Origin of the sequence: Nostoc sp. (genome assembly GCF_036917655.1) — a bacterium.
Taxonomy (GTDB): Bacteria; Cyanobacteriota; Cyanobacteriia; order Cyanobacteriales; family Nostocaceae; genus Nostoc.
The window spans coordinates 25,539-39,098 of sequence record NZ_JBALCY010000057.1 but is presented as its reverse complement, the minus strand read 5'-3'; the positions used below and the strand labels follow the sequence as shown (position 1 = coordinate 39,098).

Sequence of the window (13,560 nt, the reverse complement as noted above, 5' to 3'; positions counted from 1 at the left end):
CTGTAAATATTTTTGTGCGACTACTTATCTGGCGTTTCCAGACTTAACGGCTAAAAGTCAGATATTAGACCTGTCCGGCCACCAATACTTGGGCTGCGGTCAAATCCAGCGTTGGAAAAGTCACTGACTTGATCAGGTCTGTTCCCTGAAACGCAGCTTCTTCATACAGCCCATCCACCAGAGTCAGCAGGGTAACTCGATCTTTATCAGCGTCAACAATCCAGTATTCAGGGATACCCCGTGCGGCATATTCAGAACGCTTATAACGGTAGTCTCTATCCTCGTTCACCTTCCCAGGAGAGACAACCTCAACCACCATTATTGGGGAAGGCATATCTGGGGTAATCGTGGCTCGCCCCCCTCCTAGAGCCGCTAATAACTCTTGCGTCAATATCATCAAATCTGGCAGTCGCACACGAGTTCGGTTGCCTATGACCACGAGTTCTGTATCTTTGTGGCAAATGAGTTGAATCGGCACAAACTTGAGAAATTCCGCCAGTAGATAAAGAGAAATTAAGTTATTTCTATCAGTTTCCGGCGGCATTTCGACCAACTCTCCATCCACAAGTTCATACTGGGTGTCTGTGCCATCATCATAGGCAAGATACTCTTCTAGGGTGAGTTTATTGACGGTTGTGGTTGTATTCATCGTCTTCATAAACTCCACTGCTGATAGCCGCTCTGGACATTTCCTAATTGTATCAGTTCAACGGTTCGCGCCCAGGATTCCTCGTTATTCCGTAACTCATGGGTAAGTCCTAAATTAGTTGCCATTTCTACAATCCTTGCAACCCTAGCCCTTTATCTCCTCTCTGTAAGCGGGGAAGGGCTAAAGGGTTGGGCTTCTACGGGAATGGCGGATAAATTAAGCAGTGCCAGAGATTTTGATTTGTGCCATTAATCTTTATCTGACTGATTAACTGACTCTAGTCAAGTAACCACATCTCATTAGAACTATCAGGATACTCATTTGGTTGATTTTGAGGTTGATTTTGAGCTAGTGTTTCCGATGACCGATGTGATTTTTTGTAGTTAAGTGGATTGTAATGGTCTTTTACTGGTTTTATCGCACTAGTTTCTTTCACAACACTATCAGCATACTCATCTGGTTGATTTTGAGCTAGTCTTTCCGATGGCCGATGTGATTTTTTGTAGTTATATGGATTGTATTGTTCTTTTACTGGTTTTATCGCACTAGTTTCTTTGACAACAAGTTTAGAATTATCTTCTGCTGTTTGTTTTAAAGCACTAATTTCTTCTATCAGATGGGAATTTGCTTCTGCAAGTTGCAGGGCTGTTTTTTTTGTTTCATCAAGTTCTTTTGTTAGCTGTTGTATCACTAATTGTTGTTCCGATACAAATGTTTTTTGTTTAGATAATTTTGATTGCAAACCAGTAATTTCCTCTCCGAGAGATGCTTCTTTTTTGTGGCTTTTTTCCAGATTAATTGTCAACTCTTTGACAGTTGCTTCTAAATCAGCCTTAGTGGGACTTGTGCGCTTAATAGAAGTTGACTCGGGTGTTTGTGTTGAGGATTCCTCATCAGACAAAGCCTGTTCATCGGCAATTTTTTCTGCTGTAACTTCGATCGCAGATTCACCTTCTGGGGGTGTAAATTTTTGCGCCTCTTCTTGTAATAAGTCAGAGAGGCTTTGTTTCTTAACCATTATTTTCTCCAATCACGCTGTAATTCATCAGCTGCACGGCGGTAGTCTAATTCCGCCTCCCGTGCATTACTTCCTCGCCATTGAGTGATCGCTACACCCTCAAGTGCCGCTCGTTCATGAGCTTTATAGGCACGGATGAAGGTATTACAAGTAGGAATACCTAACCGAGTCAGAGTGTTTTTTGCTTCTTGTGCTTCCCCCAGACTGCGCGTATCGACTTTGGTAAGCAGTACCCGATGGGGGGTTCCCACGGGGATGACGACTTCCTTGACTGTTTCCACGAGGATAGCTAAATCCATTGCGGCTGGGGGTGTAGGCAAAACTAGATAATCTGCGATCGCAACTACCGCTACTAATGCTTCAGAGCGCAGCGCGGGAGGCGTATCCACCACTACTAAATCGTAACCTGTTATCTTTCCTAAATCACCTAAAAGTGTAGGATCGGTTTCTTGAGATAAATCAAACCCCATTCCCTGCTGACTGCGCCCAAACCACCAACTGGCAGAACCTTGAATATCTGCGTCAATCAGCAGCACCTTTTTTTTCTTCGCAAAGTTTGCAGCCAGATTGACTGCGGTAGTCGTTTTACCGACTCCTCCTTTACCGTTGAGAATAGCGATGATTTTTGGCACTGCTTGCTTCCGATTCTGCCTCTTGAGTGCTGAGTGCTGAGTTAGGAGTTAAGAGTTAAGAGTTAGGAGTTAGAAGTTAGGAGTTATGATTCTCCTTTTTGTCCCCCTGGTCTCTAGTACCTGGTTCCTAGTTCTCAGTCCCTGGTGATGAAACTTTTTCATTGGGACTGCCTTACAAGAATATACCGCTTTATGTGACCCTCAAGAACATGAAAACTCGTAACAATAAAATTCAGAAGCCATCAACTTCACAAAATTCTATGACAGCAACTTACAATTTGCCTGATGGGCCTGAAATGCCGCGCTGGCTGCGGATGATCAAGTTTATTGGTCAGCCACTGAAATATGTGGATGATTTTGCCAAAATCTATGGTGACACCTTTACTATCAGGAGTAGTCGCGGGGATAACCATCTTGTGTACTTTAGTCAACCCCAAGCACTTGAGCAGATTTTTACTGCTGATTCCAGCCATTTTGAGGTTGGGAGGGGGAACATAGGACTAAAATTTTTGCTTGGCGATCGCTCCTTTATGTTATCAGATAGCGATCGCCACCAGCGCCAACGGCAACTATTAGCTCCTCCCTTTCATGGCGAAAGGATGCGAGCTTATGGTGAGGATATCTGTAAAATAACCCGACAGGTGAGTAATGAATGGCAAATTGGCAAGCCTTTTAAGATCCGTGAGTCGATGCAAGAAATCACCTTGCGTGTTATTCTCCGGGTTGTATTTGGTTTGAATGAAGGAGAGCTTTTTGAGGAACTGAGGCGATCGCTAAGTGACTTACTAGACTTCATCAGTTCGCCCGTAATGTCCAGCGCCTTCTTTTTCCGGTTCATGCAAAAAGATTTCGGTGCGTGGAGTCCGTGGGGTTGGATTCTGCAACAACGGCAAAAAATTGATCAACTTATTTATGCTTTGCTTCGAGAACGTCGGGCTGAATCTGCTCAAAATCGCCAAGATATCCTGAGTTTGATGATGGCTGCTCGTTATGACGATGGTCAAGGGATGTCAGATGAAGAATTACACGACGAGTTAATGACGCTGCTAGTTGCGGGACATGAAACTACCGCTTCCGCATTGACATGGGCTTTTTACTGGATTGACTATTTACCAGAGGTGCGGGAGAAGTTGCTACAGGAACTCAACACCATTGGAGTTAACCCCGATTTGAGTAATGTAGCTAAATTGCCCTATTTGACAGCAGTTTGCCAAGAAACATTGCGAATTTACCCAATCGCCATGACTGCTTTCGTGCGGATTGTCAAGACCCCAATTAACATTATGGGCTACGAACTGCGAGAGGGAACGGCAATAGTCCCCAGTATTTATTTAGCACATCATCGGGAAGAAGTTTACCCACAATCCAAGCAGTTCAAACCAGAACGCTTTTTAGAAAGACAGTATTCACTATACGAATATTTGCCCTTTGGTGGCGGTAATCGTCGCTGTATTGGAATGGCATTTGCCCAGTATGAAATGAAAATCGTCTTGGCAACTGTTTTGTCGGAATTTCAAGTATCGCTAGTGAATAAACGTCCTGTGCGTCCTGTGCGCCGTGGTTTAACTATAGCCGCACCCGCAGGAATGCGGATGATTGCAACACCTCAAGTAAAGCGTGCCAATACACCAGTGTTGGTGTAATATCAAGTTCGGCTAATTACGATCATAAAAACACCCAACCCCTCCTCGCTTGCGGGGAGGGGAGCAAAAGCGTAGCTTTGGCGGGGTGGGGTTCTAGCGCGAAATATGTCAAGTTTGGTTAATCAGTCATACTATTGAGTGTCAGAATTAGCTGATATTTCAGGTTGAATCTGTTGCTTATTGGCGAGTTGTTCATAATGTTCTTTGTCGCGGTATTTAATTGTTCTCATAGGTTGATTTCCAACAATTGCTAAAGGTTCAACATTAGCAGTTACAACCGTACCAGCCGCCACAATTGCACCATCTCCAATGGAAACTCCCGGAACAATTAGGACATTTCCGCCAATCCAAACATTGCGACCGATAACAACAGGTTTATGAATGTAGACATTATGCTCATAGGGCAAATCATTACTTTGATAGTTGTGATTTGCAGAGAGGATAACAACATTAAATCCAAGTGTGGTGTTGTCGCCAATTGTGATTCCGCCACGTCCATCTAATAAGACATCTGGGCCGATGTAGACTTTATTTCCCAGAGATACATTTTGCGGATGGTCAATTTTAATATCTCGCTTAAATCGTAGACCTGAGCCACAAAATTTCAATTGACTCTTCAGTTCTTGATGCTTGTATCGCCTGATTTTGGTTTCTAAGTATTCTCCCCACCGTACCAGACGAGGTACTAACCATTGTTCCAATAGTCGCTCTAATTTATTTGTAATTTTATTTTTGATCTCTTTCATAAAACCTCATGGAAGTCTCGGAACTCTCTGGCTTTCAACCAAGGAGGAAAAACGACGTGGGTACTTTAGCACCCTTTACATTTGTTAGGTTTCCCTGATTAGAGTATTTTCTCCCGTGTGAATACCGTTTCTCTAAAAGTAGGGTGAGGGATGCTAGCCTTGTAAAGGTGAGCTAAACATTACGAGTTTTAAGCTTGAAGTGTCAAGTTTTGAAGCTCAAGTTCCGAGTTCAAAGATTAGTGTTGGGACAAGTGAAGAGGGAAAAGATGGCAAATCTACTTACGTAGATTACATTGTTAAATCGCCTAAGCGATCGCTAGAGGAGTTTTGTCGCTGGGTGTACCGCTTCATGGGCAATTCTCAGTTCATCTATCCTCAACATCTAGCTGAACAACACCAGAAATTTGCTCGTGCATTAATAAGATGGGTATTCTTCCAAAGCCCCATAAATCAGGATGATTGACTGCCCGACTTCAACAGAAATTCTTCCGTGCCCAGTTTTTGTAATCCAACCCTCTTGCGAATTCGCCATGATTGTCTCCCTCAGAAAGGGACTGATCTTCACTCCGGTACTCACCATGACCAAGATGGAAATGCAGCGATAATTATTAGAGCAGAAGGGATCAGATGGCTATTGGGGGAAGGTGACGCTCGTTCGCCCTTGGCGTCTCCCTTTGGGAGAAGACTCGCTCTAAGCGTACCCCTTTGGGGAAGCAAGCTACGCGGAGCGTGTCGCAGACAAGCCTCTCTAAGAGTTGGCTTTACGCTGCGCTATCAGCCGTCTCTGCTGTAGGAGGGGAGGTAAGACTTCATGCTGGGCGAAAGTCTAAGTGGAGGCACTGGACAATTAGTACACAAACCTGATATAACCCGGTACTCCGGGTTAGTGGTAGGTAGTTCATGCTCAATCTTCACGCCGTAACTGCCATGCTGCACCGAGAGCGGCCCCAGCCCCAGCTAACAATCCGGTACTCATTCCTTGGATAGTTTTTTGGATTGGATCTTGAGTTAGACACTCACTTGTAACCTTACTGTCTTGCAGACAGAGACTACTTTCTGCCCAACCGGCAGTACCTCCTAAAATTACACCAGTTATACTACAGGAAACAACTAGCAGCAAAAGACGTTGGGTTTTTCTAACCATAGATAGATGTGTCAAATATTAGAGATAGTGATTGACTATCAATTACTTTACACATTCTTGCTAGCAAATGTCAGCTGGTTTCAACAGAACTGGCTGCTATTTAAAATCTAGACAAGTAGTGCCATCCTCCATACACTGATTTGGAGTCCCAAATGAGCGTGGGGGACTTCTGCTAAAAAAGTTAAAAAATCTGATTGGACATCGCATCTTAAAAAATAACCTCTGGGGAAGCGATATCACCAGAAGTTTTAATAAAGACATTAGAATAGGGAACTATTATAAAAATAAATTTATCTTTTTGCCAACACTATTTCTTCCTTCTCAAAGACAGGTCAAAGTTAATTTTGCCTGTAATTAAGGATACAAATTGGACTGATAAATCGCATAGATCATATTTTTACCTCTTTTGAGGCACTAATAGAGGTAGTTGGCGGGCGTCGGTTACAAATTTGGCGTGTTGTCCAACAGTCAAAACATTGAACTGACTGGATATAAGTTCTAAACTTTTGTTCATTACTGCTAGCTTTTTGTAAGTCGGAACGCTCATTCCAGGGAAGAATGATAGTTCTGGTACATCCTCTTGACTTAAAAAGTCTGTAGGATGGAGTAGCAAAGAAGGCTGGACGCGTGTAAGTTTACACAGCCACAGGGCAATTCGCAGGTAGAGTAACGCCACTTCCGAAGAAAATGTACTCAGATACATTATGTAACTGAAGTGAATTGGCACCTTGAAAATTGGCATAGTGGTAACAGGAATTTCAGTCAGTTTATCCTTACCCATCTGCCACTGGTAAGGTTTCAGAGGCTGCAAACCGTCTTTGAAACCGCCAAACAGGGCTTCCCGTTTCTTGCGTTCTTCCTTGCTCAGTTTACAGGTCATCAAATAATACGCTCGTGCTATGGGCCCCAAAAATGTGGGAAAAGTCGAAGCATCATATTCGTATCCCCGTCGTGCTAAGACTTTCAATACCGCAGGAGAAAAACTGTATCCAGGCCCCCGGAAGCCGATAGGATGTTGATGAGTGACGCGCTTGATATGTTCTTCTGCCAAGGCCACCTCTTTTTCAATCTCATCCTCTGAATACAGATGTAGCCAAGGATCATGGTAAAATGAGTGATTGCCAATTTCGTGACCAGCGCTAGCGATCGCTTGTAATGCTTTAGTGTTCTTTTCCAGCGCTGCATCCTGACCCACAATGAATACTGTGATTGTCAAATCCCATTGCTGGAGAATATCTAAGAAACGAGGGACTGCGATATCCAGGTAAGAGGGAAAAGTCTCCCAACCCGGAGCGCCCTGATTTTTTAGAAAAGACCAAGCATTATCCAAGTCTAAAGAAAGACTGGCTATTGGTTTGTTTCCTGGTCGCTTGCTTTTCATTATTAGTTTAAGTATTTGGACAATTTTTTTGCGTAAATTATAGTATTAGGTTTGGGCTTTATGAGTCAAGTTTCATAGTTCTACTCAGGGCTGATTTTAGGATAAATCTCAAGCCAGAAGGTTTGCGGCTGATCATTTTCAAAATCATAAGTGACTTTAAGAGCAGCATGGCATAGGCGTAGCCGTGTAGACATCGCCTAGATTGAACACTAATAGGTGTTCCATTACCAACAAATTCTGCTTGTCTAAAAGATATTCCCGGTGAATTAGATAATGGGTTTTCAGCGCTCCCTTGATCCCGACTTTATCAGCCTTTCGGACAACGTTTTCCCTTGATACTTAATTATTGGTCATCAATATATTATAAGCAAGACACATTTAAACCTATATTATAAGTAAGTCTTAGCGTTCGCGCCAGATATAGAAGTTATTAATGATTCTGATGCTCAATTTCTATCATCACTTCCAAGAAAAAGCGATTATTATACATAAAGTTTTATCAACATCTTAGTACAGCACGGCGTAAATCCACCTACCATCTCAATTGACAAGACAAGTTGCTCAACAAGAGGCAAAATGCCCTTGTTAAAGGTAGGCAAACTTTCGCCACTACTAGATGTTAATTTGCTGCTTCTGAGTGAAACACATTGCAATTCCCTTTTCGTAGTAAGCTGCTTCATTAATAAAAATAGGCCAAACGGGAGATTTTCCCTGATAAAGAATTGTTTGATCATCAAACGTTAAAAACATAGGATATCCTGGATTCAAGGCTTGATAATCCTTGTCCTGAAGTTCAGGATGAATCATCCCAAAGATTGTCCCATCCTGTTTTTTTGGATAGTCTACAACTGATAAATGGTCATAGAGAATTAACGTTTCGTTAGTTGATAAAATTTCACCCTGGTTAAATTGTTCCAGATAGTCTAGAATCGCGTGAACAAGTTCCTCTGTTTGTTGGAAAAGCGTCGCTTTTAATACACCTTGGGCAATGGGGCCAACCTCGATCGCAAAGCCTAATTCGCAGAGGGAATTTACAAATGGGTTTTCTTCAATTGATTTAAAAGAGCAGCGATAAATCCTCACCAAAGGATTAATTCGGCTCAGATGAGCAGCCAGCTTCAAGTTTAAGGGATGACGATTGTCGAGAATAATTGTCAGACCCATATTAGATGTACTGCTGTGCAAGTCTAAGATGAAATCTACTTGTTTATCCCTATTTGATACTAGGATGTCCTGAATTGATTTAGCTTGCAATTCTTCGTAACTGCTTAAAGTTGGATCTTGTAAATCTTGCTTGAGAAAACAGCGATTTAAATCCTTTTCTAGATATCGCCTCCCTGCTGCAAAAGCGTTAGGATTTGCTAATAGAGTGACTGTCTCAAAACTTGGTCTAGTAATTAAGTTGGGAAACTGGGCAAATTTTTGGATTAAGTAAGCCCCAGTAAACTCATTGCCATGAGTTCCACCGACAATTGCAACTCGATTAATCTGGTTCACGATTACACCAACTCTAGAATGCAGCTATCGAGGTATCAGTTCTCAATGTACCTTATGAAGCATTCACTTTGGCAATGCGATCGCGCCCATGTGGTTGATTAAGATAAGACATATCAGGCCCATTGGGAATAATCCCACCGGGATTGAGTGGGAATAGGTTCCCGTAGTAGTCTCGCTTCACACTCTCGACATCGCAGGTGTCAGCTACACCTGGAAGCTGATATAGATCACGTAAGTAAGCTCCCAAGTTGTGATAGTCTCGAATTCGCTGCCTATTGCACTTAAACAACCCATAGTAGGCACTATCAAACCGAAATAACGTCGTGAATAAACGGACATCTGCAAGCGTGAGATTGTCCCCACACAGATATCGACTAGTCTGCAATGCAATGTCAATCTCATCGAGAGTTGCGAACAGTTCATTACAGGCTTGATTGTATGCTTCTTGGCTTTGGGCAAAGCCGCAGCGATACACGCCGTTATTTACCGCGTGATAAATCTTCTCATTCCACCAGTCAATTTTCTCTTTGAGTGCTTCTGGGTAAAGATTCAGTGTGGGATTGTTGGCGAATTCGTTAAATTCAGAGTTCAGCATCACGATAATCTCTGAACTCTCATTATTGACGATGGTTTTTGTTTGGTTATCCCATAAAATTGGAACTGTAGAGCGTCCACTGTAACCAGGTTCTGCCAGCTGATAAAATTCAGCCAGTGTCTGACAACCTTCTTCTTCCTCGTTGAATATCCAACCGCCTTCAATGGGAGAAGGAGAGACGATACATACTGATATTACCGCTTCGAGTTTTTTGAGCGATCGCACAACCAGGGTTCGGTGCGCCCAAGGACAGCCCAGCCCAACATAGAGTTTGTAGCGCCCCGCTGCTGGTGGGTAAAGATTCCCCTCCTCTGTGCCAATGAACTTCCGAAACTGGCTATTAGGACGAATATACGCTCCCGACTGATTGCTAGGAGCAAGCTTTGACATCATTATCTGCCACATAGTCGTCCAGACAAACTTTCCCAGCCAGATGATCAGCTTGGGAGGGAGTGTCCTGCTCTTTTTCTTTGGGAGATTTTTCTCGTCATTCATTGGAGTTGAGTTGCTCATGGCGACAATCTTGCTTTAGGAGCGATTGACGTTACCACTGTTTCTACTAAGTAGGTTTCCATGCTTACAACCCACTTTCAGTTTTACTACTTTACTTTACTACGCTTTGCCTGTAATTTATATGATGTTCATTGCGAAAAATCTCTAAGCTTTAGGCTAATCCTCATTTAAATTGCATCTTTGCCTGAACTCCCCTACGGATAAATCCGGGGGTTCCAACTCGACTAAAGTGAGTTTCGTTTCTCATGTATGTACCTATTATCACATCGCACCATTGGGGACAATTTAAGGTGATCAACCATTTGTCAAAAATCGAGATCCCAAACACAATTTTTAAGCCAGCGATGCCCAATGGCAAGCTGCTTTCAAAGTTATGAGCAAAGAAAACTGACCCTCAAACTTTTCTTTACGTCTATGCATCATAATTTAAAAGCATCGTTCATCCTTACCCCAAAAACTCAATACAAGGCGTAATTAGATACTCAAAAACATAAATTTCTTCCAGGGTAATTACTATTGATAAAACGGATTTTATCTTAGCTTTAAAAAAAAAATATGACATCTTAACACTAAGTAAGCCTAAAGAAGTATAGATATAATTAAGTGGGCGTGAATAATTAAAGGTTTGTAGTAAGGGCTGAAGCCCTTACTACAAACCTTTAATTATTCATACTACAACGCGTAGTACAATATGATTTATTCTTGCCCACTTACTTAAATTTAGGAAAAAATTACTGAAAAAAAGAACAAAAATGGGAAATTTACGTAGGAAAAATTGTAAATAAAATGACTCAAACTAATAACAAAACTAACCTTCGAGAGGAAACGGATTTAGGGATTTTCATAGCTCAAAGTACTACTACAGACAAATGGCAAATATTGCCGTACAGAGTTCCAATCCTACCTATGCATGCGGCTCTACTTCATACTGGTAAGGTATTCTTTTTCTGCGGTTCAGGTAATGATCCCGCTCGGTTAAATACTCCCTATGACAGTGTGGTCTGGGATGTGAGTAAAGGAACCTTTTCCCGTCAAGCGCCTCCATTGGATAGTAATAATCAACCTATTGACCTTTTTTGCGCTGGTCACTCCTTCCGCTCTGAAGGTCTGTTAATGGTTGCCGGTGGAACTCTACGCTATGACCCATTTTATGGTTCACCCTCTGCTATGATGTTTGATCCTATTACCGAGAAATGGGTCAAGAAGCCATCAATGAATAATGGCCGCTGGTATCCTACTCTGTTAACACTAGGCAGCGGTCGGATCTTTGCACTGTCTGGGCCGGATAAAGATGGCAAGCTTAACAGACAACCAGAAATTTATTCTGTTAGATTTGCAAATGGTTGGAACGCTTTTCCAACAACTAGTTCCTTCGCACCATATGCGAATTTATTTTTACTAAGTAGTGGAAAAATCTTTTATTCAGGTGCTCAGATGGGGGGTAGCTCTGGAGTAGCGCCAACTATACTAACCCTGCCAGGAACATTTACGCAATCCATTACAGAAAAAGTGGTACCAGGGCTGCAAGCCGCAACTTACGGGAACCAAGCTACCAGTGTACTTTTACCACCTGCACAAGACCAAAAAGTCATGATTATTGGTGGGGGTAATAATGTTGGGGGTAATGATAGAACAACAACAAACAGGGTAAATATTGTAGATTTAAAAGCTAGTAACCCAACTTACGTACCAGCAAAGTCTTTAAATTATAGTCGGATGCATCTTAGCGCAGTTTTGTTGCCCGATCGCACAGTCTTTGTTTGTAATGGTAGCAAAATGAGTGAGGATTCAACCCAATCAATGCTGCCAGCAGAAATCTACAATCCAGCCACAAATACCTGGACAGTAGTAGCTAGACAAAATGTCCCCCGCGTATATCACTCGGTGGCCTTGCTCCTACCAGATGGTAGGGTAGCCACAGCTGGGGGTAACCCCGCGCGGACTGTCAATGAACTGCGATTAGAAATCTACAGTCCTGCGTATATGTCGCAGCCACGACCAATCATTCAGAGCGCTCCTGGAACATTGAGCTACGGGCTGCAATTTACGATTCAGACAGCCCAGGCTGCGAATATAAAATGGGTTAGTTTGATTAGACCAATGGCAACCACCCATTCCTGCGATACAGAACAAAGGTTAGTGGATGTACCGATTAATTCTAGGAACGCTACTTCTCTCAATGTCACGCTAACAAACAATCGAAACATAGCACCACCAGGCTGGTACATGCTTTTTATTACTAACAACAATGGAACACCATCAGTAGCAACCTGGACGCGATTATTTTAGTCTTAGAGGTTGTTTGAAAAGTGTTTTGCTGTGACTTTAGGCACTTTTAGATTCCCCCTAACCCACGCCAGTCGCTCTCATGGGGGAAACCCCCTATCCCCCCGCTGGCTTCCCTTAAAAGGGGGGAACCGGAATCAAAATCTCCCAATTCATCAGGGTATTTAGAGGGTTCTAGAACTTTTGATCCCGACAAGAAGAAGACTTTTCAAACATCCTGTTACGCATTGATGTTTAATACACTGCACTTTACTGAATAAAAGTCATTATTTCTAGGAGTGGAAATATGAATTACAAGCTATCACGTCGAAAGTTTGGCCAGCTGGCACTTGCTGGAACTATAGTATCTGGACTTAGTTATGTAACCAACAAAACTTTGGCGCAAACACCAAGTTTTAAAATTATAGGTATAGGTTCTGGCTCTATCATCAACACTGACCAAACGGCTATTCCAGAGGTAAACACCACTGAATTAGACAGCATTAACTCAGACAGTGTACTCACAAATATTAAGCCTGTAGGACTAGGACTTATTTTGCAATCCTTTGGTTTGCAATCCTTAAATACAGGAAAGGTTCAACTTCTAACTCCAATAATCTCTCAGATACTTGCCGAGCAAGGTACAGCTTTAGTAGAGTCTAATGAGGCATTGAGTATCTTCAATTCTTTAAGCGATGGCACACTTGCCGATCGCATTACAGCTTTAGTAGAGTCTGATGAGGCATTGAGTGACTTCACTTCTTCAAGCAATGGCACACCTACCGATCGCGTTAAACCTTTAGTAGAGGCTAACGAGACATTGAGTGGCTTCACTTCTTTAAGCGATGGCACACTTGTCGTAGCCGTTACTCCTATTAGCACTAGTAGGAGACAGGATACACCTACTCGCATTACATTTTTGGGTACGCCTGTAAAAACTTTGATAGTCTCAGGACTTAAACAGAATCAACAGCTTGGGAGCTTGGTAGGCAGTAATGATGGGCGACTCATCGGTTTAGTAGGTAAGAAGAACGGTACACCGCCCATCAGATTGGTAGAGATTAACCTGCAAACAGGAGCGATCAGTTTCATTAGTAAGGTTAAATTCCCGAACGATGAGCGACTCAGTAATCTAGCTGAATGCCCAGATGGAAAACTCTATACGTCCTTAGTTGGATCAAGTGGTGATACAACTCTGGTGCAGCTAGATTCAAATCAAAAAAATCCGATCAGACTGGCACAATTGAAAGTTAATGGTCAAGCATGGAATAATGGCTTACAAAGCTTAGTTTGTTCTGCAACAGGTCAACTCCTCGCCTTTGGAGCGATGAGGTATGAGACACCTAATGTTGTGTATAGCGTAGATAAAAACAGTGGAAACATGACTCGGCTACAAGACTTTGACGCGAGTCAGATTACGCTTGCTCGTGGGTAGAAAGGATTGAGCCGATATCTAGCAAAAAAGTGCCAAACCCTC

General features: G+C 42.6%; 12 protein-coding genes. 4 read left to right on the top strand and 8 right to left on the bottom strand.

The features are described from left to right. Positions 1-64 precede the first annotated feature (64 nt). The 3 genes from V7K30_RS19115 to V7K30_RS19105 form a co-directional block, all read right to left on the bottom strand. Positions 65-658 (bottom strand): Uma2 family endonuclease, encoded by a 594-nt coding sequence (locus tag V7K30_RS19115; protein WP_335001903.1) that lies wholly within the window; start codon positions 656-658, stop codon positions 65-67. 268 nt (positions 659-926) lie between these two features. Next, positions 927-1,667, bottom strand: a complete 741-nt coding sequence (locus V7K30_RS19110) for a hypothetical protein (RefSeq protein WP_335001901.1) — start codon at positions 1,665-1,667, stop codon at positions 927-929. Beyond that, on the bottom strand, positions 1,667-2,299 hold the full coding sequence (locus V7K30_RS19105) for a ParA family protein (protein WP_335001899.1): 633 nt from the start codon (positions 2,297-2,299) through the stop codon (positions 1,667-1,669). Before V7K30_RS19105 ends, V7K30_RS19110 begins: the two co-directional genes overlap by 1 nt. A gap of 260 nt (positions 2,300-2,559) precedes the next feature. Here V7K30_RS19105 and V7K30_RS19100 point away from each other — a divergent pair, with 260 nt between their 5' ends. After that, on the top strand, positions 2,560-3,942 hold the full coding sequence (locus V7K30_RS19100) for a cytochrome P450 (RefSeq protein ID WP_335001897.1): 1,383 nt from the start codon (positions 2,560-2,562) through the stop codon (positions 3,940-3,942). A gap of 131 nt (positions 3,943-4,073) precedes the next feature. Here the strand turns inward: V7K30_RS19100 and V7K30_RS19095 are convergent, their stop codons facing one another. After that, a complete protein-coding gene (locus V7K30_RS19095; RefSeq protein ID WP_335001896.1) occupies positions 4,074-4,688 on the bottom strand; it encodes an acyltransferase in 615 nt (204 codons plus the stop codon). Positions 4,689-4,887: 199 nt separating this feature from the next. On the opposite strand from V7K30_RS19095, the gene V7K30_RS19090 reads away from it, so the two are divergent. After that, on the top strand, positions 4,888-5,151 hold the full coding sequence (locus V7K30_RS19090; RefSeq protein WP_335001894.1) for a hypothetical protein: 264 nt from the start codon (positions 4,888-4,890) through the stop codon (positions 5,149-5,151). A gap of 441 nt (positions 5,152-5,592) precedes the next feature. Here the strand turns inward: V7K30_RS19090 and V7K30_RS19085 are convergent, their stop codons facing one another. From V7K30_RS19085 to V7K30_RS19070, 4 genes are all read right to left on the bottom strand, one after another. Continuing rightward, positions 5,593-5,832: a hypothetical protein gene (locus V7K30_RS19085; protein ID WP_335001892.1), complete on the bottom strand. Its 240-nt coding sequence runs from the start codon at positions 5,830-5,832 to the stop codon at positions 5,593-5,595. A 397-nt stretch (positions 5,833-6,229) separates the two neighbouring features. Beyond that, the gene (locus V7K30_RS19080; RefSeq protein ID WP_335001890.1) at positions 6,230-7,213 is read right to left on the bottom strand and encodes a polysaccharide deacetylase family protein; all 984 of its coding nucleotides are present in this window, start codon (positions 7,211-7,213) and stop codon (positions 6,230-6,232) included. A gap of 612 nt (positions 7,214-7,825) precedes the next feature. Continuing rightward, positions 7,826-8,710, bottom strand: a complete 885-nt coding sequence (locus tag V7K30_RS19075; protein ID WP_335001888.1) for an aspartoacylase — start codon at positions 8,708-8,710, stop codon at positions 7,826-7,828. A 52-nt stretch (positions 8,711-8,762) separates the two neighbouring features. Next, the gene (locus V7K30_RS19070; RefSeq protein WP_335001886.1) at positions 8,763-9,818 is read right to left on the bottom strand and encodes a glutathione S-transferase family protein; all 1,056 of its coding nucleotides are present in this window, start codon (positions 9,816-9,818) and stop codon (positions 8,763-8,765) included. 906 nt (positions 9,819-10,724) lie between these two features. On the opposite strand from V7K30_RS19070, the gene V7K30_RS19065 reads away from it, so the two are divergent. After that, complete coding sequence (locus tag V7K30_RS19065; RefSeq protein ID WP_335001884.1) at positions 10,725-12,107, top strand: galactose oxidase-like domain-containing protein; 1,383 nt, start codon at positions 10,725-10,727, stop codon at positions 12,105-12,107. 283 nt (positions 12,108-12,390) lie between these two features. Continuing rightward, the gene (locus V7K30_RS19060) at positions 12,391-13,518 is read left to right on the top strand and encodes a hypothetical protein (RefSeq protein WP_335001882.1); all 1,128 of its coding nucleotides are present in this window, start codon (positions 12,391-12,393) and stop codon (positions 13,516-13,518) included. Positions 13,519-13,560 lie beyond the last annotated feature (42 nt).

What these genes read in the sequence shown, in the direction of transcription:
- V7K30_RS19085 (WP_335001892.1), bottom strand. Translation starts at nt 5,832, where the DNA reads ATGGTTAGAAAAACCCAACGTCTTTTGCTGCTAGTTGTTTCCTGTAGT.
- V7K30_RS19110 (WP_335001901.1), bottom strand. Translation starts at nt 1,667, where the DNA reads ATGGTTAAGAAACAAAGCCTCTCTGACTTATTACAAGAAGAGGCGCAA.
- V7K30_RS19080 (WP_335001890.1), bottom strand. Translation starts at nt 7,213, where the DNA reads ATGAAAAGCAAGCGACCAGGAAACAAACCAATAGCCAGTCTTTCTTTA.
- V7K30_RS19100 (WP_335001897.1), top strand. Translation starts at nt 2,560, where the DNA reads ATGACAGCAACTTACAATTTGCCTGATGGGCCTGAAATGCCGCGCTGG.
- V7K30_RS19070 (WP_335001886.1), bottom strand. Translation starts at nt 9,818, where the DNA reads ATGAGCAACTCAACTCCAATGAATGACGAGAAAAATCTCCCAAAGAAA.
- V7K30_RS19095 (WP_335001896.1), bottom strand. Translation starts at nt 4,688, where the DNA reads ATGAAAGAGATCAAAAATAAAATTACAAATAAATTAGAGCGACTATTG.
- V7K30_RS19115 (WP_335001903.1), bottom strand. Translation starts at nt 658, where the DNA reads ATGAAGACGATGAATACAACCACAACCGTCAATAAACTCACCCTAGAA.
- V7K30_RS19065 (WP_335001884.1), top strand. Translation starts at nt 10,725, where the DNA reads ATGCATGCGGCTCTACTTCATACTGGTAAGGTATTCTTTTTCTGCGGT.
- V7K30_RS19060 (WP_335001882.1), top strand. Translation starts at nt 12,391, where the DNA reads ATGAATTACAAGCTATCACGTCGAAAGTTTGGCCAGCTGGCACTTGCT.